Here is a 21,146-nt window from a genome sequence, read left to right as displayed (position 1 = left end):
AGGTACTCACGACATGTCGACCATCACCAAGGACGGCGTCTCCAGCCCCGCCCCGGCTCTGGCCTCCCCGGCCAAGCCGCGGCGGGGGCTGCGGGGCTCCCCCACCTTCAACTTCTGGCTCTTCACGGGGCCGTTCCTGATCGGCCTGGCGATCTTCGTCTATCTGCCGATCCTGTGGAGCCTCTACCTGTCGTTCTTCGAGGCCCGCTTCACGGTCACGCCGAGCGAGTTCATCGGCCTCGACAACTACGTGACGATGCTGACCGACGAGGACTTCATCGGATCGCTCGGCACCTTCACCGTCTTCGCCGCGTTGATCGTGCCACTGACCTGGGCGACCTCGCTCGGCCTCGCGCTGATGGTGAACCGGCTGCGGTTCATGCGGGCGTTCTTCCGCTCGGTGTTCTTCCTGCCGACGGCGGTCAGCTACGTCGCCGCCTCGCTGATCTGGAAGATGTCCATCTTCAACGGTGTCCGCTTCGGTCTCGCGAACACCTTCCTGGGCATCTTCGGCATCGACAACACCGCGTGGCTGGCCAGCCCCGACCCGCCGTGGTACTGGCTGCTCATCGTGACCGTACGTCTCTGGCTCCAGGCCGGCTTCTACATGATCCTCTTCATCGCGGCCCTGCAGAACATCCCGCAGGAGATGTACGAGGCCGCCTCGATCGACGGCGCCAAGCCCGGCTGGCAGACCTTCTGGCACATCACCCTGCCGCAGCTGCGGGCGACCTCCACCGCCGTGATCCTGCTGCTGCTCGTGGCGGCCTATCAGGGCTTCGACGAGTTCTTCAACCTGCTGAACAAGACCACCTGGGGCAGACCGCCGCTGGTGGAGCTGTACTACAAGGCGCTCGGTGAGAGCCAGGACTACGGCGCGGGCAGCGCGGGCGCGCTGATCCTCACCGTACTGATCTGCCTCGTGACCCTGCTCCAGGGCAAGATCATGGGATTCGGAAGGGGTGAGGAGTCCAAGTGACCACCACCACGACACCTCCGGCGGACCGGGTCGACCGGGTCGACGTATCGGCCAAGCCGCGCCGGGTCCGCACCGGTAGTGTGATCGGCTCGACGGGGCTGTACCTCGCCACCGGCATCGCCGCGATCCTCTTCCTCATCCCCTTCTATCTGATCGTCCGCAACGCCTTCATGACGGACCCGGAGATCACGGGCGAGGAATGGAAGTGGTTCCCCACCGACATCCAGTGGGGCAACATCAGCGAGCCGTTCGACGACCCGTCGGTCGACTTCGCGCGCTCCCTGTGGAACTCGGCGGTCGTCGGCGTCCTGCACACCGTCGGCACCCTGCTGGTCTGCTCGCTGGCCGGCTACGGCCTGGCCCGGATCCCGTACAAGCACGCCAACAAGGTCTTCTACGCCGTCCTCGGCACCCTGATGGTCCCGACCGCCGTGACGTTCGTGCCCAGCTTCGTGCTGGTGTCGTCCCTCGGCTGGATCGACACCTACCGGGGTCTCATCATCCCGGGCCTCTTCAGTGGTTTCACCTGCTTCCTGTTCCGGCAGTACTTCCTGGGGTTCCCCAAGGAGCTGGAGGAGGCGGCGCGGGTGGACGGGCTCGGCTACATGGGCGCGTACTGGCGGGTCGTCGTACCCAACTCGTTGAACTTCTTCGCGGCGATGGCGACGATCACGTTCATCAGCGGATGGAACTCCTTCCTGTGGCCCCTGGTCATCGGCCAGGACCCGAGCGCGTGGACCGTCCAGATCGCGCTCTCGAACTACACGACCGGCCAGACCGTCAACTTCCATCTGATCTTCATGGCCACGGCCATCTCCATCCTGCCCCTGGTGTTCGTCTTCCTCTTCCTCCAGCGCTGGCTGGTGCAGGGCATCGCGCAGACTGGCATCAAGGGCTAGGGACCAAGCAAGGAGACCGATGTCTTTCCGCACCACCGGCACCACCGCCACGACCGGCGCCGCCACCTCGTCCGTCGACTACGTCGAGGACGTGTCGCCGGGCCGCGGGGCCCTTCCGCCCCGCGCCTGGTACGCGTCCTCCGACGCCCGGACCCTGTCGCTGAACGGCGTCTGGCGCTTCCGGCTGTCGCCGACCGCCGACACGGAGGACGACTCGTTCGCCGCCGAGGGGTACGACGCCGAGGGCTGGGGCCGGGTGGCCGTCCCGGGTCACTGGGTGATGCAGGGCCACGGGGCCTACGGGGCGCCGATCTACACCAATCACCTGTACCCGTTCCCGGTGGACCCGCCGAGGGTGCCGTCGGAGAACCCGACCGGTGACCATCTGCGGTACTTCGACCTGCCGGACGGGTGGCCCGCTCTCGACGAGGGCGGGGCGGTGCTCCGCTTCGACGGGGTGGAGTCGTGCGCCCGGGTGTGGCTGAACGGCACGGACATCGGTGAGTTCAAGGGCTCCCGGCTGCCGCACGAGTTCGCGGTCGGGCATCTGCTGAAGCCGGCGGGGAACGTCCTCGCCGTCCGGGTCCACCAGTGGTCCGCGGGCTCCTATCTGGAGGACCAGGACCAGTGGTGGCTGCCCGGCATCTTCCGGGACGTCACCCTGCTGCACCGCCCGGCGGGCAGCGTCGCCGACTTCTTCGTGCACGCCTCCTACGACCACGTCGGCGGCATCGGGACCCTGCGTGTCGACTCCGACGTCGACGGCCGGGTCCTCGTGCCCGCCCTCGACATCGATGTCGCGACCGGTGAGCCGGTGACCGTCCCGGTGGAGCCGTGGACCGCCGAGACGCCCCGGTTGTACGACGGCGAGCTGGTCACGGCGGGCGAGCGCGTCCCGCTGCGGATCGGTTTCCGTACGGTCGTCCTGGAGGACGGTCTGCTCAAGGTCAACGGGAAGGCGATCCTCTTCAAGGGCGTCAACCGGCACGAGTGGCACCCCGAGAAGGGCCGCTCCCTCGACCTGGAGACCATGCGCGAGGACGTGCTGCTGATGAAGCGGCACAACCTCAACGCCGTGCGCACCTCGCACTACCCGCCGCACCCCGCCTTCCTCGACCTGTGCGACGAGTACGGCCTCTGGGTGATCGACGAGTGCGACCTGGAGACCCACGGTTTCACCGAGCAGAACTGGCGGGACAACCCCGTCGACGACGACCGCTGGACACCGGCCCTCCTGGACCGCGCGGCCCGCATGGTCGAGCGCGACAAGAACCACCCCTCGGTGGTCATGTGGTCCCTCGGCAACGAGGCCGGCACCGGCCGGGGCCTGACCGCCATGGCCGAGTGGATCCACGGCCGCGACGGCTCGCGCCTGGTGCACTACGAGGGCGACTGGGACTGCCGGGACACCGACGTCTACTCCCGGATGTACGCCGACCACGCCGAGGTCGAGCGGATCGGCGAGCGCCTGGACGGCGGCACCCACAAGCGGCGGCAACTGCCCTTCATCCAGTGCGAGTACGGGCACGCCATGGGCAACGGCCCCGGCGGGATCGCCGACTACCAGCGGATCTTCGAGGCGCACGAGCGGCTCCAGGGCGGCTTCATCTGGGAGTGGATCGACCACGGCATCAAGCACCCGACGCTGGGCTACGCCTACGGCGGCGACTTCGGCGAGGAACTGCACGACGGCAACTTCGTCTGCGACGGCCTCGTCTTCCCGGACCGGACGCCGTCGCCCGGTCTGATCGAGTTCAAGAAGGTCATCGAGCCGGTCCGCATCGACGGCGACGGCACGGCCGGCACGGTCCGGGTGCGCAACGCGTACGACTTCCAGGACCTGTCCTCGCTGGCCTTCGAGTGGGCGTACGAGGTGGACGGGAAGACGATCGAGGCCGGGGCCCTCTCCGTGCCCGCCCTGCGGCCCGGCGAGTCGGCCGAGGTGAAGCTGCCGCAGCCGCCGGTCGGCGGACCGGCGGGCGAGGCGCTGTGGACCGTACGGGCGCTGCTGGCCGAGGACACGGCGTGGGGGAAGAAGGACCACCAGGTGGCGTGGGTCCAACTCCCGGCGGTGGAGCGGCCGTTGCCGACCGTGGGCGCCGGTGACGGCCCCACGGCGAGCGAGAAGTTGATCTATCTCGGCCCGGCCTCCTTCGACGTCCGCACGGGCGCGCTGAAGACCATCGGCGGCGTCGACGTGACCGGGCTGCGCCTGGACGTGTGGCGGGCGACCACCGACAACGACGAGGGCGCCTGGAACGGCAACACCTGCTACAGCAGGCTGTGGCGGGACCTCGGCCTGCACCGCGTACAACACCGCCTGGATGCCGTGGAGTTGGGCGCGGACGCGCTCACCGTGCGGACGCGGGTGGCACCGGCCGCCCGGGAGGTCGGACTGCGCACGACGTACCGGTGGACCGCCGACGACACCCGGCTGAAGCTGACCGTGTCGGTGGAGCCCGAAGGCGACTGGACCGTCCCGCTGCCGAGGCTGGGCCTCCGCTTCGGGCTGTCGTCGGCGGACGCGGTGACCTGGTACGGCGGTGGTCCCGGCGAGGGCTACCCCGACACCAAGTCGGCCTCCATGGTGACCCGTCACCACTCCACGGTCGACGACCTGCAGACCCCGTACCTCCGCCCGCAGGAGAACGGCACCCGTCCCGACGTACGGTGGGCGGAGCTGGGCGGACTGCGCATCGACGGCGACCCCGAGTTCTCGTTCACGGCCCGCCGCTGGACCACCGAACAGTTGGACGCCGCCACCCACCTGACGGACCTTCAGGCGGGCGACACGGTCTGGGTCACCCTCGACCACGACCAGATGGGCATCGGCTCCCAGTCCTGCGGCCCGGGCCCCCTGCCCCAGTACCACCTGACGGCGAGGCCCACGGAGTTCTCGTTCGTGTTCTCGGCGACCGGAGCGTAGGACGTCGTCGGACGTCGATGCCGGGCACACACTCTCGTACCGGACGTACGTGGGTGTGTGCCCGGCGCGGTCAGTGGTCGGCGCAGCAGGGCGTCGGTTCCGGGACCTCGAACGGGACGAGGGTGCCGCCGACGGCGGGCATGGCGGTGAGGACCAGTTCGCCGTCGTGCCAGTGCGGGCGTACGTGGTCCTGGGTCATCAAGGGTGTGTCCGGGGCGGGCCGGGCCGGTGAGCCGAGGACCGTCACCCGGGTGATCGCGGAGCGGTCGAGGACGTCCGCGACCGTCAGGGTGCCGGTCAGGGCCGTGACGCCGGGGTAGATGACGGCACGGCCCATGGCGTCCGGGGTGCCGGGCGCCACCTGGTGGGCACGGGCCGCCAGCCGCTCCTGGACGGTGCTCAGGAGCGGCCGGGACGGCACCGCGAGGGACAGGGCGACCCGTGGCCGGTCCCCCCGTATCAGGTGGGTGCAGCCGAACGTGCCCTCGGGGAGGTCGAGTTCGGCCGCCAGCGTGTGGAGCAGATGATCTGCGGCGCGCAAGTCCCTGACCTCCGCGTCCACGGTGAGGGCGTGCGTCGTCACCGTCACGAGGGCAGGACCCAGACCGGGTTGGAGTAGAACCACAGGTCGCGCCACGGGTCGGCGTCACCGACGACGTCGATCGCGGGGCCCGCCGGGTCGACGGCCGCGCCCAGCGCGCCGACGGCCGAGCGGTTGCCGTCGCTGCCCCGCAGCCGGACGTAGAGCGGGCGGTCGACCTTGCCGAGTTCGTAGGTGAGCCGGACCGTGCCGGTGGACTTGTTCACCTCGTACGACTTCACGACCTTGGCGGTCGGCGCGGTGAAGGTGTCCTTGTCGGCGGGTGTGCCGGTCACATCACCCCGGATGACGTCCACGCGGGCCAACTTGGGGACGAATCCGGCCCAGTTGGGTCCCCCGGCCAGGGCCACGTCCACGGTCAGGGTGACCTTGGTGCCCTTCTTGACGTGCAGCGCGCCGCCGAGGGTGGCCCAGCGGCTGCCGCCGGAGACCCGGACGTCGAGGCCGCTGAGGAGCCCGCCGTGGTCGACCCAGATCCGGCCGGCGCGGATGCCGTCCATGACGGCGGCGTAGGAGAAGCCGTCGGCGCCGACGTGCGTACGGCTGTACTGGCCGGGCCAGTAGTCGCCCTGGGTGATGTCGATCTTTCCGCCGTAGACGGGGTCGGTGTGCTTGCCGTTGGCGGTGAAGTCGCTGTCCGGGCCGCCCCGTACGGCGGTGTCCGCGTACACCTGGTGGGAGTCCGAGTTGGCGGTGATCCACCAGGGCTTGCCCTCGGCGAGGAGGCTGTCCCAGAGGCCGCCGACGGTGGCGGTCATCCAGTCGAAGCCGCCCCAGGTGCGGTAGCTCTCCAGGGGGTAGCCGGGGAAGGAGTTGGCGCTGGGGTTGTTGTCGTAGATGCCCCGGGCGCGGGCCATGCCGAGCGGTGCGGGCAGGCCGGCGGCCTGGTGGCCGGGGGCGCCCTCGAAGCCGACGGCTATCTGGCGGCCCGTACCGGTCGCGTCGCGCCAGCCGCGGATCTCGTGCGGGGAGTCGACACCTCGCCGTGCCGGGTGGTTGGCGAGCATCAGGGCGTCCTTGACCTTGCGGCGGCGGACCTGGTCACCGAGGAAGGCGAGACCCGCGATCGCCAGGGCCTCGTTGGCGGGCGTGGAGTCGGAGGCGCCCTTCACACTGCCGTCGTAGTCGGTCTCGAACTGCTTGAGGACGGAGACCTCGTTGCGGCCCGGGTGGACGAAGACCGTGCCGTGCTCGGCGCCCGGGATGTTCCATTCCAGGCCCTGGAAGACGAGCGTGTCCTCGTGCGCGGCACGGGCCGCCTTGATGTCCGGGTTGACCTTCTCCACACCGATTTTGGCGTGCGTGGCGCTGCCGTGGTCGGTGATGACCAGCCAGTCCATGCCGTGCTTGGCGCCCTGGCGGACCTGGTCGACGACCCGGTACTTGCCGTCGCTGCTGTACTGGGTGTGGATGTGGTGGTCACCGGCCAGCCACAGGAAACCGCCGCTGCGCCGCCCGCCGGAGGACGCGTGGGCCGGGGCGGTCGCCGCCGCCTGACCCAGGACGCTCGCGGCCGTCAGACCCGCGCCCAGCAGGCCCGCGCGGCGCAGCAGGGAGCGGCGCGACCGCTGCTCGGGGCTCAGCTCCTCGTCGGGCACGGCGGCGTCGAAGGCCGCGGGGAGCGGGGCCGCCGCGGCCCCGTGGTCATGACCGTGGTCGTGGTCGTGGTCGTGGCCGTGATGGTGATGACCGTGCGCATGCCCGTGCCCCATGTGAAACGCCTCCCGGATGCCGCTGCCTTCGGCGGCTGCCTTCGCGACGCGACCACGCCGCCTGTGGAGGATCGGGGTGAGACATGAACGTCGAACGATCACGGCATGGCCACCGGGTGCCATGGATGCGGCGGATCGCCACGTCCCTCACTGTTTCCCCAACTGCCCTTGCACGTCACACTGGTTGGCGTCGAACCTGAGCACCGCTCACTTCCCCACGCCCTCCGGAGAGCCCCATGAGTCCTACGAGCCCGACGCGTCCCCTGAGACGACTGCTCGGCGCCCTCGCCGCCGGTGCGCTGGCCGTCACCGGTCTCGCCACCACCGGTGCCACGCCCGCCGCGGCCGCCACGAGCGGCACGTTCAACGTGCTGACGTACAACGTCGCCGGCCTCCCGGAGGGGCTGAGTTCCGGGAGCCCGGAGAAGAACACGCCGCTGATCTCGCCGCGTCTCGGGGCGTACGACATCGTGAACGTGCAGGAGGACTTCAACTACCACGCGGCGCTGTACGCGGGTGACAACCACCCCTACCGCACCGCCACGAGTGGCGGAGTGCCCTTCGGCGACGGCCTCAACACGCTGTCGGACTACGCGTTCGACGACTTCCAGCGGGTGAAGTGGAACAGCTGCACCGGCACCAACTGCCTCACCCCGAAGGGCTTCTCGCTGGCCCGCGTGCGGCTCGACGAGGGCGTCTACGTCGACCTCTACAACGTGCACACCAACGCCGACTCCGACGACGCGGCCCTCGCCGCCCGCCGCGCCAACGTCACCCAGCTCTCGCAGTTCATCCAGGCGAACTCGGCGGGCAACGCGGTGATCGTCATGGGGGACACCAACACCCGCTACACGCGCACCGGCGACAACATCCGCTCGCTCGTGTCCGAGAACGGGCTCACGGACCCCTGGGTGCAGCTGGTCAAGGGCGGTGTCGCCCCGGCCCTGGGCGCCGACGCGCTGGTCTGCCCGACGACCGCGCCGACCAACGACTGCGAGGTCGTCGACAAGGTCTTCTTCCGCGACAGCAACGTGGTGAACCTGACCGCCACCCGCTACAACAACGACTGGGCCAAGTTCCTCGACTCCGCGGGCGCCAACCTCTCCGACCACTTCCCGCACACGGTCGACTTCTCCTGGACCCTCAACTCCCGGCTCCGGGCCAGCGACTTCGCCGGCGGCCCGCACGGCACGGCGTTCACCGACGCCGACGACCTGCCCTCGACGGTCTCGCCCCGCACCCTGACCCTGCGCGGCAGCTCCCGCCTCGACGCGGTCTCGCTCACGCACGACGGCGGTACGACGCTGACCCACGGCGGCACCGGCGGCACGGCGACCTCGCTCACCCTGGCCGCCGGCGAGCACCTCACCTCCGTGAAGCTGACGCAGGGCCAGAAGGACGGCCGTACCCGGATCTTCTCCGCCTCCTTCGGCACCGACAAGGGCCGCACCCTCGCCTCCGGTACGCCCACCTCGAACACGAAGACCTTCACCGCGCCCGCCGGCTGGCAGATCGTGGGCTTCACCGGCCGCTCGGGCGACGAGATCGACAAGCTGGGCGTCCTGTACGCTCCGATCGGCTGACCTGCGCTCCAGCGGTCGCACAGCCTCCGGGCCCTTGATCACCGTGGCGGTAGCCTTGGCGTCCCGGGTCCCCGAGGTGAAGAGGTGGTCTCCATGGCCCGTGCCGGGCTCACCGTCGACCGGGTCGTGGAGGCCGCGGCCGATCTCGCGGACGAGATCGGGTTCGAGAAGGTCACCCTGTCCGCCCTGGCGCGGCACTTCGGGGTGAAGGACGCGAGTCTGTACTCCCACGTCAGGAACCTCCAGGATCTGCGGACACGGGTCGCGTCGCTGGCGGGCGGCGAGATGATCGACCGGATCGCCGAGGCCGTGGCCGGGCGCGCGGGCAGGGACGCGCTGGCCGCCTTCGCCGGGGCCTACCGGGAGTACGCCCTCGATCACCCCGGCCGGTACGCGGCCACGCAGATCCCCGTCGACCAGGACCTCGTCGCCGCCTCCCCCGCCTTCCGGCGCACCGCCGAGATCACCTACGGCATGCTCCGCGCCTACGGCCTCGACGAACCCGACCTCACGGACGCCGTACGCCTGCTGCGCAGCACCTTCCACGGCTACTGCGCTCTGGAGGCGGGCGGCGGCTTCGGCGCGGCACGGGACGTGGACCGGTCGTGGGCCAAGGCCGTCGAGGCACTGCACGTGGCGCTGACGCACTGGCCCGGGGAGGGCCCGGAGGGGGCGTAGTCGGAGCGGCCCGGTCGGCCACGACGTACCTCCCCTTCCGTCGGACCTTTGGCCGCCCGTTCGACGCTAGATCGTCACGACCGGCTCGCCGTCGAGGAAGATCGCGTGCGTGTTGTAGAACGCGTCGAGACCCTCGGGGCCGAGTTCGCGCCCGTATCCCGACTGCTTGACGCCGCCGAACGGCACCCCGAGATCGATGGTGATGCCGTTGTTGATCGAGACCGTGCCGCTGCGGATCCTGCGGGCGACCTCCAGCGCGTGCTGCTCGTCCACGCTGAAGACGGAGGCGTAGAGCCCGAACTCGGTGTCGTTGGCCAGCCGGACCGCCTCGTCCTCGTCCTCGTCGCGGTAGGTGAACACCGCGGTCACCGGGCCGAAGATCTCCTCCTGCGCGATACGGGAGCCGGGCGACACGTCGGTGATGATGGTCGGGGAGACGTAGTAGCCCTTGTCGAACCCGGGCGCGCGGTCACCGCCGACGGCGAACGTCGCGCCCTCCTGGCGGGCCGTCTCGAAGAAGCCGAGGACCTTCTCGTAGTGCGCCTTGTTGATCATCGGGCCGACCGTCGCGACCGGGTCGGTCGGATCCCCGACCGTGACGCGTGCGAACGCCTCGGCCAGCGCCCCGACGATCTCGTCCTTGCGGCTCTCCGGAACGATCAGCCGGCTCGGATTCGCGCACACCGCACCGTTGTTGTTGCAGACATTGATCGTGAGCGTGTGGACGATCCGGTCGAGATCCGCGTCCGGAAGGATCACCGCCGGGGACTTGCCGCCGAGTTCGAGCGTGACCTGCTTGAGGGTGGGCGCTGCGGACGCGGCGATCGCGCGCCCGACGCCCGTCGAGCCGGTGAAGGTGACCTTGTCCACGCCGGGGTGGCTGACGAGCTCCTGGCTCTGCTCGGGACCGGCGGTGAGAACGTTGATCACACCGGCCGGCAGGCCGACCTTGAGCGCGGCGTCCGCGACGTAGCCGGCGCTCAGCGGAGAGAAGTCGGACGGCTTCATGATGACCGTGCAGCCGGCCAGGAGCGCCGGGGGAACCTTGAAGGCGGCGAGACCCAGCGGCGCGTTCCACGGCACGATCGCGGCCACGACACCGACGGGCCGCTTCTCGATACGCGCGGTGGCGCCGGTCAGACCGGTGCGGACCTCGTGGAGCCCGGCCGAGTCGGCGAGGCTCGCGTAGTAGCGCAGCAGACCGGCGAAGGCGAGCGGGTTGCCGCGGGCGGCACCGAGGACCAGCCCCGTCTCGGCGGTCACCACCTCGGCGATGGCATCCGTGTGCCGCTCGAGCTCGTCGGCGAGCGCGAGCATGTGGTCGGCCCGCTCCTTCACGGAGAGCCGGGGCCAGGGCCCCTCGTCGAACGCCGTCCGCGCGGCCCGCACAGCGGCGTCCACGTCGGCGCTCGACGCCAGCGCGACCCGGCCGAACTCCTCTTCCGTCGCCGGGTTGACCAGCGCCTGCGAGCGACCGTCCGCGCTCGGGCGCCACTCGTTGTCGATGAACAGGTCCCGCTCGACGACGGGGGCCGACTGATCCTGCGGTGCCATGGCTGACTCCTCTTCCGATCCGCTTCCGATCCACGCGTTCCGTGTGAAAGGCGCGGGTCCGACGTTCGTCCACCGGCGAACCGCGAGGAAGGTCCGCTGTCGCCTGGGTCCAGCAGGGCCAGGCAGGGCTGCCGGCGGCGGCGTACCGTCGACGAGGTGGAGACGACCATCGGTGAGTTCCTGCGCACCCGGCGCGAGCGCATCACGCCCGAACAGGCGGGGCTGCCGCCCAGCCTCACACGGCGGCGGGTGCCGGGGCTGCGACGCGAGGAGGTCGCGCTGCTCGCCGGGGTCAGCCCGGACTACTACCAACGCCTGGAGCAGGGGCGTGCCGCGCAGGTCTCCGACCAGGTGCTCGACGCCGTCGCGCAGGCGCTGGCCCTCTCGGACGTGGAGACCGAGCACCTGCGCAACCTGGCCCGCCCGCGACGAGCCGACACCGGGGCGAGAACCACGCGAAGGGCATCGCGAGCAGTGCCCGACGAGCCGCTGGTCCGGCTGCTGGACGCGATGGGGGACGCGCCCGCCCTGCTGCTCGGCGCCCGCCTCGACATCGTGGCGGCCAACGCCGCGGCCGAGGCCGTGTTCGACGTGAGCGGCATGCCCCAGCCCCGCAACGCGGCACGACAGCTGTTCCTGCACCCGGAGGCCCGAGCCCGGTACGCGAACTGGGAGGCGATGGCCGCGGAGACGGTCGCCCAGCTGCGGCTGCTGACCGGGCGCCGGCCCGACGACGCCGAGCTGGCGGCGCTCGTCGGTGAGCTGGCCATCCGCAGCGAACCGTTTCGGCAGCTGTGGGCGACCGGTGACGTACGGGAGAAGCGGCTCGGCGTCACCCGCGTCGTGCACCCGGTCGTCGGCACGCTCGAGTTCGACTACCACATGCTGACCGTGCCGGCCCGCCCCGATCGCTCACTGATCACCTACCTGCCCCAGCCCGGCTCACCCACCGCCGAGGCCCTCAAGATGCTGCTGAGCTGGGTCGCCGACCGACCCGGCCCGACCGGCCGGGAAGTCCCCAGCGCGGCATCGGAGTCCGACGGACAGACCCGCTGAGGGCCCTTGAGGTATCAATTATCTTGCTCCCGAACGGCAACCTCGTGCCGTTCGGCGGCGACCTCAGGGCATGACACCTGCAACACCCTCCCCCTCCGCCCCGCCCAGACACCGTCGCCGCCGCCTCGCGCGCAAGCCCGTCATCGGGTCGCTCGTGGCCGCGTCCGTGCTGGCGGGGGCCTGGTACGCGACCGCAGGGGCCGCGCCCTCGGCGGCCGGTGATCTCACCGTCACGAACACGACCGTGAGCCTGTCGGCGAAGTTCCCCTACCTCTCGGCGGGCTACAACAACAGCCGGGAGTGGACGCGGACGGCGACGGCCGTCGCGCCGAACGGCACCCTGCGGGTCGCCTGGCCCGCCTCGGACGGCATCCATGTCACGCCGCTGACGGCGGCCGGCAAGCGCTCCGGTGCCGACACGGTCGTCAAGGGGACGAAGGAGGTCGGGGGGCTCGTCGCGCACAACGACGGCTTCGCGCTGCTGACCCGGGTGGCCGACACCAACAAGTGGAAGGAGACGGCCGCCGCGCTCGTCCGCTACAAGAACGGCAAGCAGGCCTGGCGGACCAAGCTCACCGGCGCGTCCTCCGACGACACGGCCCCGCTGCTCGACGGCCAGCTCGCCTGGAACGGCAAGAAGTACGGCGCCTACTTCGTCGTGCACGGCGCGGGCGGCTTCGCCGACGGCCACTTCGGCGACAAGCTCGCCTACGTCGGCTCCACCGGCAAGAAGCTGACCGGCGGCTGGGGCTGGGGCTGCTCCCACAACGAGGGCATAGCCCTGCGCGCCGAGACCAGCGGGAACTTCACCTCCCTCTGCTTCGACGACTGGCGGTCGGGCCTCTTCGTCTCCACCGGCATAGGCGCGCCCGACAACGCGCCCGTCGTCCAGCGCGAGCAGTGCTGGGCCGGTTACTGCGGCGGCACCTTCGCGGGCCGCACCGGCGACCTCGTGAAGTCCTCCAGCGGCCGTTACGCCACCGCGTTCGCCTCGCGCGGCGCGGCCTCCGCCAAGAAGAACCCGGACGACGCGAGCGGACGGGGCTGGACGGTCAAGCCGAGGACCAGTACGCACCAGGTCGCCCTCGCGTTCCTCAAGAACCGGAACACCCCGTCGGGCAAGCCGGTCTACCTGACCTCCGCCAAGGGCACCGAGCACGTCAACGTGCGTGTCGCCCCGTACGGCAAGGACCGGCTCCTCGTCTCCTACGAGACCCTGAAGAACGCCAAGTGCGCGAGCGGTACGTGCACCGGCACGTTCACGGGCACCCACTTCCGGCTCGTGGACTGGAACGGCAAACTCCAGGGCGCCGACAAGGTCGTGAAGGCGCGTATCTCCGGTGACATCGCCGTCCTCAAGGACGGGACGCTGACCTGGGCCTACGCGCCCGTCACCCCGTCCTACACGACCGCCCTCACCGGGGCGTCACCGACCACGAAGACGCTGAAGATCGCCCGTCTGACGCCGTAGCCCCGCGGTCGAAGCGGAACGCCGCCCGTTCCCCGTCGGCCCAGGTCACGACCACGTCGTGCGCCCCCTCCACCGCCACGGACACCAGCTCCGTGAGCGGCAGGGGGTCGGGGTCGGCGGTGAGACGGGCGAGCGCGACGAAGAGGGTGGCGTCCCCGGCCGTCGTGCCCTCGCATCCGGAGCCGTCCGTCTCCGACAGGCCGTGCGCGGGCGCGAGTTCGGCCCGTACGCCCTCCGCCGCCGCCCACCCCGTGATCCGCACGGGGGTGCCGGGCGCCGCGCCGCTCACCAGGTGGGCACGGACCTCGACCGCGCCGCGGGCCACGACGAGGCTGGTGACCCGCACGCCACTGTCGCCGACCGCGTGGCGGGACGCGGCCCACCCCTCCCCCACACCCAGCGGCTCGATGTCGACGCGGCTCGCGTCGCCGCCGACGATCACGCTGTTGTCGTACGTCGCGGCCGGCTCCGCCAGGGGCACGGGCTCCGTCACGGTCGAGTACGCGAGCCGGGTGTAGAAGGGGTCGTAGCGCACGTCCTCGCTGCCGTGGTTGTGGAGGCGGACCAGCCCGTCCGAACGCGTGGACTGCAGGAGCCAGTTGGGCGGGCCGACGGGGCGCTGCTCGTCCTCGCGCTCCACCGGTCCCGGCTCCTCCGTCGCCGTCCACACCTCGTGGTCGGGCGGCAGGAGCAGGCCGAGGAAGCCCTTGCTGGCCCAGTACGGGGAGGCGGGCCCCGAATAGCCTTGCAGGACAGCGGAGTTCGGGCCGTGCCAGCCCAGCGACAGCAGGCCCCGGTCGTCGACGGCGCCCCGGTCGAGGAAGTACTTCAGCGCGCCCGAGGCCAGCCGCCGCGTCTGCCCCGGCGACAGCGGCGTACGGCCGGTGAGGGCGCCCAGCCAGAGCGGGACGGTCGTCGCGAAGCGGTAGGTGAGGGAACGGCCCTGGTGGAGGGGGGCGCCGTCGCCGCCGAACAGACGGGCGTAGTCGCCGAGATGGGTCGCCAGGCGGTCGCCGTAGCGGGCGAGGAGGCGGTCGTCCTGGGCGAGCCAGGCGTGCAGCACCGGGTAGAGGTGCATGGCCCAGCCGTTGTAGTAGTCGAACTTGCGGCCGTCGCCGTCGGTGTACCAGCCGTCGCCGAGGTACCACTGCTCGATCCGGTCGAGGCGCTGCTCGACGACGCGGCGGGACAGCTCCGGTTCGTACCCGATCTCTTCGAGGAAGCCGCCGACGGTCACCGGGAACAGCTCCCAGTTGCAGGGCCAGGGTTCGGCGGTGAGCGCGTCGCCGAGCCAGGCCGCCGCGCGCCGGCGGACGCCGTCGTCGAGGCGGTCCCAGAGTTCCTTCCGGGTCACGCGCAGCGCGAAGGCGATCGACGCGGCCTCCACGAGGGGCTGACTGCGGTCCTCGATGCGCGGCCAGACGCCCGCCACGCCGGCGGCGAGGCCGTCCGCGTAGCGGGCGAGCGCGGTCTCGTCCCGGCGGAAGGCGGCGAGGAGGAGGGTGCGGGCGTAGCCCTCCAGGCCGTCGGAGAGCCGACCGGACCAGCTGGTGCGGTCGCCGGGCAGGTGGTAGAGGGCCCCGTCCGCCGTCGCGTACGGCTCGACGGCGGCCAGCAACGTGTCGGCCGCGGTCTCCCAGTGGGCGCGGGTGTAGCCGGTGTACGGGCTGAGGGTGCGGTCGGCTTGAGGCTGGGGGTGCATGGCGCTGCGCTTTCTGACCGGGGTGAGTTCTTTTCGGGGCGGCTGGGGTGGGTTGTCGTGTGCGGGTGCGTGGGGCTTCTCGCGCAGTTCCCCGCGCCCCTGAAAAGCAGGGGCTGCGCCCCGTGCTTTTCAGGCCCGCAGGGCCGTGGTCTTTCAGGCCCGCAGGGGCCTGATGCTTTTAGGGGCGCGGGGAACTGCGCGAGAAGCCCCACCGGAGCCGCACCCGACAACGCACCCCGCCCGCCAAAACCTGAGGCGCCCCGGTTCCGGTCGGGACGCCCCAGGCGTCTTATCCCACCCTGGTCTTCCCCTCCGGCACCAGCCCCTGGGCGACGAGGGCGTCACGGACGAGGTCGGCGTAGACCGTCGCTCCGTGCACGGACGTGTGGGTGTTGTCCCGCTTCTCGTTGTAGAGGTACAGCGCCTTCGACCCCTCCGTGCCCAACGACTCCACCAGCGCCTTCGTCCCGGCGGTGAGGTCGATCAGCGGCACACCCCCCGCCGCCGCGACCTCCCGCGTGACCGCCGGATGGTCGACACCCAGGCCGTTCACCAGCAGCGCCGTGCCGTTGTTCAGCGTGCCGTCGGCGTTGAACCAGCGGCGGACGATCGGGGTGACCAGGACGGGCCGGCCGCCCTTCTCCCGGACGCCCGCGACCAGTGTCTCCAGGTTGGCCCGGTACGTGGCCTCGTCCGTCTGCTTGTCGTTGTGGGCCAGCTGGATCAGCACCAGGTCACCCCGCCGGATCTGCGGCTGGACGGTGGCCCACAGCCGGGAGTCGGCCAGGTAGGACACCGTGCTCTCGCCGGAGTCGGCGTAGTTGGCGACCGAGAGGCCCTTGCGCAGGTACTGCGGCAGCTGCTGGCCCCAGCCGGAGTAGGGGTCGCCGGGCTGGTCGCAGACGGTGGAGTCGCCGACGAGGAAGATCTGGCGGGCCCGCTTCGCGGGGGTCACCCGGATGTCGGCCAGCGCGGGCGCCGACCCGCCGACGACCAGGTCGAGACCGGGCGTGCCCGCGGGGCCGGTCGGCTCGCCCTCGGGGGTGCGGACGTTCACGGTGAAGCTGCGGAGGACGGTGTCCCCGGCCTCCGTGGCCGTCTCGGCGAGCAGTGTGCGGCGCGTCTCACCGGTGATCTTCGTGCTCGCCGCGGCCTCCCCGCCGAGGCGGACCGTCACGTCGTACGTGCCGTCCGGGACGTCGAAGTGGCAGGCGTTCGCGGCGCAGTTCTCCAGGCCCAGCGCGGGGCGGCCCCGGTGCGCCTCGGCCGGCGCGGCCGCGAGGACCGTGCCCAGGGTCGCGGCCGCCGTCAGCGCGGCGACGGTGAAACGTCTCATTGCGGCTCCTCCGAGGGATGACATGACCCGGCGGCTGGACGGTACATCGTTTGGCAAGCGCTTTCTAGATGTCGGTGCACTTTCACAAGATTGTCAACTTCCCCATCGCGAAAGCCCTTTCGCGAAAACGATTCAACTGTCACCCTTCCGAATCACCCGCACTCCCCCCACGCACCTCCGAGGAGGCACCCCCATGTCCGGATCCCCCGACCGCACGACGCTCGGCCGACGCGGCTTCGTCGTCGGTACCGCCGCCACCGCCGTCGGCGCCGCACTCGCCGTTCCGCTGGCCGGCACCGCCCGCGCGGCCACGTTCGGCTACACCGACGACGGCACCAACTACGTGATCGACACCGGCGCGAACCTCGTGTTCAAGGTCAGGAAGAGCAACGGCGACCTGTCGTCGCTGGTCTACCGGGGCGTGGAGTACCAGGGCTACGGCGGCATGAACTCGCACATCGAGTCCGGCCTCGGCACCTCCACCGTCACCATCCGCCAGTCCGGCTCGACGATCCTCGTCTCCGTCGCCTACGGCACGCTGAGGCACTACTACGCGGCCCGCAGCGGCGAGAACAACGTCTACCTGTGGACCAACAAGGCCGACACCTCGGTCTCCGCGACCCGCTTCATCCTGCGGGTGAAGGCGGGCCTGTTCCTCAACGACGAGCCCGACTCCTACACCTACGCGCCCAGCACCATCGAGGCATCGGACGTGTTCAGGAAGTCCGACGGCCAGACCCGCTCGAAGCACTTCTCCAGACTCCGCGTCATGGACTACGACTACGTCGGCTGGTCGGCGAACGGGGTCGGCCTGTGGATGGTGCGCAGCAACCACGAGAAGGCCTCCGGCGGCCCCTTCTACCGCTCCCTCCTGCGCCACCAGAGCGCGGACGGCGGCGGCCTCTACGAGATCCTGTACTACGGGCAGAACCAGACCGAGGAACAGCGGTTCGGCCTCCAGGGCCCGTACGTCATCGCGTTCACGGACGGCGGGGCGCCCTCCTCCTCGCTGTTCCCGGGGACCCTGACCACCTCGTGGGCGGACTCGCTCGGCCTGTCCGGGTACGTCTCCGCGAGCGGCCGGGGCCGGGTGGCGGGCGTCGGCATCACCGGGCGGAACACGGCGTACGCGTACACCGTGGGGATCGCCAACTCGACGGCGCAGTACTGGGGTTCGGCTCGGGCGTCGGACGGCTGGTTCTCCATCTCCGGGGTGCTGCCGGGGACGTACACCCTCACGGTGTTCAAGGGTGAGCTGGCGGTGTACACCACCTCGGTGACGGTCACGGCGGGCGGGACGACGACCCTGAACTCGATCGCGATCCCGTCCACCAACGACCCGTCGAACGCGTCCGCGATCTGGCGGATCAACGACTGGAACGGCACGCCGAGCGGGTTCAAGAACGCCGACCTGATGACGTACGCGCATCCGTCGGACACGCGGGCCGCCGCCTGGACCGGCAACGTGGTGATCGGCAGCGGGAGCGAGACCTCGGCCTTCCCCTGCTACCTCTGGAAGGACGTGAACAGCGGTCTCCTCGTCTACTTCCGGCTGACCGCCGCGCAGGCCGCCGCCGCCCACACCCTGCGCATCGGGGTGACGACGGCCTACGCCAACGGCCGGCCGCAGGTCGTCGTGAACGACACCTGGACCTCGGCCATCCCCTCGCCGCCCACCCAGCCGAACACGCGGTCCCTGACCAACGGGTCCTACCGGGGCAACAACCACACGTTCACCTACAGCGTCCCGGCGTCCGCCTGGCTGACGGACACGAGTCAGTACAACGTGCTGAAGATCAACGTGGTGAGCGGTTCGGGGACGACCTCCTACCTCAGTGCGGGGACGGCGATCGACGCGATCGACCTGCTGAGCTGATCGTCCGTCATGTACCGCGCGTCCACTGCTGGTTGGTGCCGCTGTTGCACGTGTACGTGATGATCGCGGCACCGTCGGCGGTGGACGCGCCGTTGACGTCCAGGCACTCCCCGGTCGCGCGGGACTTGACGTTCACGTAGGAGCCGGTGGTGGTGAGCGAGAACTGCTGGGCGGTGTTGGAGGAGTTGCAGTTCTCCTGGGTGACCGTGTTGGCGTTCTCCTGGACGCACAGGGAGCTGTGCCGGGTCATCAACTGGTAGTAGCCGCCGCCGACGGACTTGAACCAGTACTTCTGGTTGTTGCCGCCGTTGCAGGCGTACTGCTTGATCTGGGCGCCCGCCCACTGGGACTGGCTGGTGACGTCGGCGCACTTGGAGGAGTGTCGGGCGACCAGCGTGTTGTAGGTGGCGCTCGTCCCGCTGACCGTGCCGGTGGCCGTGTCGATCGTGACCTCGGGGGTCCAGGACATGGACATCGTGGTGGAGGTCGGGAAGGTCAGCGGCAGCCAGACGTAGCGGGAGTCGTTGACCGTGCCGCCGATGGAGTTGCCCCAGCGGTCGCCCATGTAGAGGTAGGAGGTGGTCGACGTGCCCTGTACGGGCAGGACGTAGGCGGTCTGCGAGCCGAAGGTCGTGGAGTCGCCGACGTTGGCCATGGCGGTCCAGGGGCCCGCGATGTTGGTGGCGGTGGCGTACTGCTGCTGGTTGGGGTTCCAGCCGGTGGCGCCCGAGGTCAGCATGAAGTAGACGTTGCCCCGCTTGAACAGGGCCGGGGCCTCGCGGTGGCCGCCGTGCCAGGGGTCGGCGACGAGGGCGGCGATGCCGGTGTAGTCGGCGGTGAGCCGGTAGATCTGGAGGTCGTAGTTCTCGCGGGCGGCCGAGATCATGTAGCCGGTGCCGTCGGTGTCCACGAACGTGGTGATGTCACGGGACATGTGCTGGCCCAGCGGGCGGAAGCTGCCCCGCCAGGTGTAGTTGCCGTCGACGGTGTCGGAGACGGCGACGGCCGCGCGGGCCTCGCTGTAGTCGACGCCGTTCTCCTTGTGCATCCACATCACGAACTTGCCGGTGGCCGCGTTGTAGATGACCTTCGGACGCTCGATGTTGGCGGTCGCCAGTTCCGGGTCGGTGGCCTCGGTCAGGACGTGGTTGCGGAACTCCCAGTTCTTCAGGTCCGTGGAGCGGTAGGCCGAGACGTACCGGAAGGTGTTGTCGGCGTTGCGGTTCTCGCCGAACCAGTAGTAGTAGTTGCCGACCTTGAGGACGCCGCCGCCGTGGGCGTGCAGGGGGTTGCCGCCGCTGTCGGTGAACTGGGTGCCGTTGGTGATGGTCTGCGGCGCCGCCTGGGCGGGGCCGGCCGTGACGAGGGCGCCTGCCAGCGCCAGACAGAGCGCGAGGAGCATCGCGTACGCACGTCTCATCTCAGCTCTCCTTACCGGGTGTGCGGGGTGGGTGAGTCGGCCACGGGAACGCCGAAGTCGGGGGTGCCGTCGGGCTTCCAGCCGAGGCGCTGGATCCGGGTGTGGCGGTTGGGGTCGTTGAGCGGGTCGCCGACGATGTCCTTGTACTGGCGGGCGTGGTAGACGAGGACGTCGGTGCGGCCGTCCTCGGCGACGGTGAAGCTGTTGTGGCCCGGCCCGTACTGCTTGGTCGTGTCGTTGCTGGTGAAGACCGGTGTCGGGGACTTCGACCAGTTGGCGGGGTCCATGAGGTCGGCGTCCGCGTCGATCGTCAGCAGACCCATGCAGTAGTTGAAGTCGGTGGCGCTCGCCGAGTAGGTCATGAAGAGGCGGCCGTTGCGCTTGATGACCGACGGCCCCTCGTTGACCTTGAAGCCGATGACCTCCCAGTCCAACTCGGGCGTGGTGAGCCGCACCTGAGGACCCGTCAGGGTCAGCGGGTCGGCCATCCTCGACAGCCAGACCGCGGTGTTGTTGTTCATCCCGGGCTCGTGCTGCGCCCACGCGAGATAGCGGGAGCCCCGGTGGGTGAAGGTGGTGGCGTCCAGGGAGAAGGTCTCCCAGGCCGTCTTCAGCTGGCCGCGCTCGACCCAGGTGCCCTTGAACGGGTCGCGGTGGGAGTTCTCCAGGACCCAGATACGGATCGCCCAGATGTCCTCGGCGGGCGCGGAGGCGAAGTAGATGTACCACTTGCCGTCGATGCGGTGGATCTCGGGCGCCCAGATGTGCGCGCCCATCACGCCCGTGGCGTGCTTGCGCCAGATCACGGACTCGGCGGCCGTCGACAGGCCGCGCAGCGTGCGGGACCTGCGCAGGATGATCCGGTCGTACTCGGGCGCGGTGGCCGTGAAGTAGTAGAAGCCGTCGGTGTGCCGGTTGATGTGCGGGTCGGCGCGGTTGCGGACCAGCGGGTTGACGAAGGGCGGCCGGGAACCGGCCGCGTGGGCGGCGGTCGCGGGGATCGCCGTGAGGGCGCCGGCGGCCAGGGCGCCCTTCAGGAGCAGACGGCGGTTCGGGGGTTCGGGAACGGTGTGGTCGCGGCCCATGTGGCTGTGGCTTCCTCTCGGAGGGGGGAACAAAAGGAAACAGAAATGTTCGACATATCGCACAAGATCTTTCATTCCGAACGCCGAAAAGGTAAGGGCGTGTTACGAGGAGGTCAACGGGTTGCGCGAGACGAACACAGGCTCACAGGAACGGAACCGGCGTCCGAGGCCCGGATCCGAGGCCCTCAGGAGATTTCTGTTATCGGGGCGGCGCTCGGACCGTCCCCCATGACGTGCGCACCCATATCCACAAGACAGCGTCGGCCGC

The 21,146-nt window shown here is 70.3% G+C and carries 15 protein-coding genes; 8 read left to right on the top strand and 7 right to left on the bottom strand.

Annotated elements, in window-relative coordinates; translation table 11 throughout:
• Positions 1–13: 13 nt before the first annotated feature.
• From L3078_RS36045 to L3078_RS36035, 3 genes are read left to right on the top strand one after another with little or no spacing between them, the layout of a single operon-like run.
• Positions 14–979: a carbohydrate ABC transporter permease gene (locus tag L3078_RS36045; protein ID WP_239758116.1), complete on the top strand. Its 966-nt coding sequence runs from the start codon at positions 14–16 to the stop codon at positions 977–979.
• Positions 976–1,878, top strand: coding sequence for a carbohydrate ABC transporter permease (locus L3078_RS36040; RefSeq protein WP_239758115.1), 903 nt, complete (start codon positions 976–978; stop codon positions 1,876–1,878). Before L3078_RS36045 ends, L3078_RS36040 begins: the two co-directional genes overlap by 4 nt.
• A gap of 19 nt (positions 1,879–1,897) precedes the next feature.
• Positions 1,898–4,804 carry a glycoside hydrolase family 2 TIM barrel-domain containing protein gene (locus L3078_RS36035; protein ID WP_239758114.1) on the top strand — a complete coding sequence of 969 codons (2,907 nt, stop codon included), beginning with the start codon at positions 1,898–1,900 and terminating at the stop codon, positions 4,802–4,804.
• A 70-nt stretch (positions 4,805–4,874) separates the two neighbouring features.
• Here L3078_RS36035 and L3078_RS36030 read toward each other — a convergent pair whose 3' ends face one another.
• Entirely contained in the window at positions 4,875–5,387 is a 513-nt protein-coding gene (locus L3078_RS36030; RefSeq protein ID WP_239758113.1) for a hypothetical protein, read from the bottom strand.
• Between the two features lie 2 nt (positions 5,388–5,389).
• A complete protein-coding gene (locus tag L3078_RS36025; protein ID WP_239758112.1) occupies positions 5,390–7,117 on the bottom strand; it encodes a PHP domain-containing protein in 1,728 nt (575 codons plus the stop codon).
• A gap of 263 nt (positions 7,118–7,380) precedes the next feature.
• On the opposite strand from L3078_RS36025, the gene L3078_RS36020 reads away from it, so the two are divergent.
• Both L3078_RS36020 and L3078_RS36015 read left to right on the top strand, forming a co-directional pair.
• Positions 7,381–8,700, top strand: a complete 1,320-nt coding sequence (locus tag L3078_RS36020; protein WP_239760596.1) for a jacalin-like lectin — start codon at positions 7,381–7,383, stop codon at positions 8,698–8,700.
• Positions 8,701–8,793: 93 nt separating this feature from the next.
• Positions 8,794–9,378 carry a TetR/AcrR family transcriptional regulator gene (locus L3078_RS36015; protein WP_239758111.1) on the top strand — a complete coding sequence of 195 codons (585 nt, stop codon included), beginning with the start codon at positions 8,794–8,796 and terminating at the stop codon, positions 9,376–9,378.
• A 66-nt stretch (positions 9,379–9,444) separates the two neighbouring features.
• Here L3078_RS36015 and L3078_RS36010 read toward each other — a convergent pair whose 3' ends face one another.
• Positions 9,445–10,932, bottom strand: a complete 1,488-nt coding sequence (locus tag L3078_RS36010; protein WP_239758110.1) for an aldehyde dehydrogenase family protein — start codon at positions 10,930–10,932, stop codon at positions 9,445–9,447.
• A 156-nt stretch (positions 10,933–11,088) separates the two neighbouring features.
• Between L3078_RS36010 and L3078_RS36005 the strand changes: the two genes are divergently transcribed.
• Positions 11,089–11,988: a helix-turn-helix transcriptional regulator gene (locus tag L3078_RS36005; protein WP_239758109.1), complete on the top strand. Its 900-nt coding sequence runs from the start codon at positions 11,089–11,091 to the stop codon at positions 11,986–11,988.
• 70 nt (positions 11,989–12,058) lie between these two features.
• Positions 12,059–13,459, top strand: a complete 1,401-nt coding sequence (locus L3078_RS36000; protein ID WP_239758108.1) for a hypothetical protein — start codon at positions 12,059–12,061, stop codon at positions 13,457–13,459.
• Here the strand turns inward: L3078_RS36000 and L3078_RS35995 are convergent.
• Together L3078_RS35995 and L3078_RS35990 are read right to left on the bottom strand one after the other, a co-directional pair.
• Positions 13,404–15,161, bottom strand: a complete 1,758-nt coding sequence (locus tag L3078_RS35995) for a DUF2264 domain-containing protein (RefSeq protein WP_239758107.1) — start codon at positions 15,159–15,161, stop codon at positions 13,404–13,406. The two genes, L3078_RS36000 and L3078_RS35995, sit on opposite strands and share 56 nt — an antisense overlap.
• 289 nt (positions 15,162–15,450) lie before the next feature.
• The gene (locus L3078_RS35990) at positions 15,451–16,497 is read right to left on the bottom strand and encodes a rhamnogalacturonan acetylesterase (RefSeq protein ID WP_239758106.1); all 1,047 of its coding nucleotides are present in this window, start codon (positions 16,495–16,497) and stop codon (positions 15,451–15,453) included.
• Between the two features lie 193 nt (positions 16,498–16,690).
• Between L3078_RS35990 and L3078_RS35985 the strand changes: the two genes are divergently transcribed.
• Complete coding sequence (locus L3078_RS35985; protein ID WP_239758105.1) at positions 16,691–18,373, top strand: rhamnogalacturonan lyase B N-terminal domain-containing protein; 1,683 nt, start codon at positions 16,691–16,693, stop codon at positions 18,371–18,373.
• A 7-nt stretch (positions 18,374–18,380) separates the two neighbouring features.
• Here the strand turns inward: L3078_RS35985 and L3078_RS35980 are convergent, their stop codons facing one another.
• Both L3078_RS35980 and L3078_RS35975 read right to left on the bottom strand, forming a co-directional pair.
• Entirely contained in the window at positions 18,381–19,793 is a 1,413-nt protein-coding gene (locus L3078_RS35980) for an RICIN domain-containing protein (protein ID WP_239758104.1), read from the bottom strand.
• A gap of 11 nt (positions 19,794–19,804) precedes the next feature.
• Positions 19,805–20,878 carry a glycoside hydrolase family 43 protein gene (locus L3078_RS35975; protein ID WP_239758103.1) on the bottom strand — a complete coding sequence of 358 codons (1,074 nt, stop codon included), beginning with the start codon at positions 20,876–20,878 and terminating at the stop codon, positions 19,805–19,807.
• Between the last annotated feature and the right edge of the window lie 268 nt (positions 20,879–21,146).

Source organism: Streptomyces deccanensis (assembly GCF_022385335.1).
In the GTDB taxonomy this organism is placed as follows: domain Bacteria; phylum Actinomycetota; class Actinomycetes; order Streptomycetales; family Streptomycetaceae; genus Streptomyces; species Streptomyces deccanensis.
This window is presented reverse-complemented; position numbering and strand designations above follow the sequence as displayed.

Coding starts and splice junctions, on each gene's coding strand:
- L3078_RS36045 (WP_239758116.1), top strand. CDS start 14: ATGTCGACCATCACCAAGGACGGCGTCTCCAGCCCCGCCCCGGCTCTG.
- L3078_RS36035 (WP_239758114.1), top strand. CDS start 1,898: ATGTCTTTCCGCACCACCGGCACCACCGCCACGACCGGCGCCGCCACC.
- L3078_RS36025 (WP_239758112.1), bottom strand. CDS start 7,117: ATGGGGCACGGGCATGCGCACGGTCATCACCATCACGGCCACGACCAC.
- L3078_RS36015 (WP_239758111.1), top strand. CDS start 8,794: ATGGCCCGTGCCGGGCTCACCGTCGACCGGGTCGTGGAGGCCGCGGCC.
- L3078_RS36010 (WP_239758110.1), bottom strand. CDS start 10,932: ATGGCACCGCAGGATCAGTCGGCCCCCGTCGTCGAGCGGGACCTGTTC.
- L3078_RS36000 (WP_239758108.1), top strand. CDS start 12,059: ATGACACCTGCAACACCCTCCCCCTCCGCCCCGCCCAGACACCGTCGC.
- L3078_RS35995 (WP_239758107.1), bottom strand. CDS start 15,161: ATGCACCCCCAGCCTCAAGCCGACCGCACCCTCAGCCCGTACACCGGC.
- L3078_RS35990 (WP_239758106.1), bottom strand. CDS start 16,497: ATGAGACGTTTCACCGTCGCCGCGCTGACGGCGGCCGCGACCCTGGGC.
- L3078_RS35985 (WP_239758105.1), top strand. CDS start 16,691: ATGTCCGGATCCCCCGACCGCACGACGCTCGGCCGACGCGGCTTCGTC.
- L3078_RS35980 (WP_239758104.1), bottom strand. CDS start 19,793: ATGAGACGTGCGTACGCGATGCTCCTCGCGCTCTGTCTGGCGCTGGCA.
- L3078_RS35975 (WP_239758103.1), bottom strand. CDS start 20,878: ATGGGCCGCGACCACACCGTTCCCGAACCCCCGAACCGCCGTCTGCTC.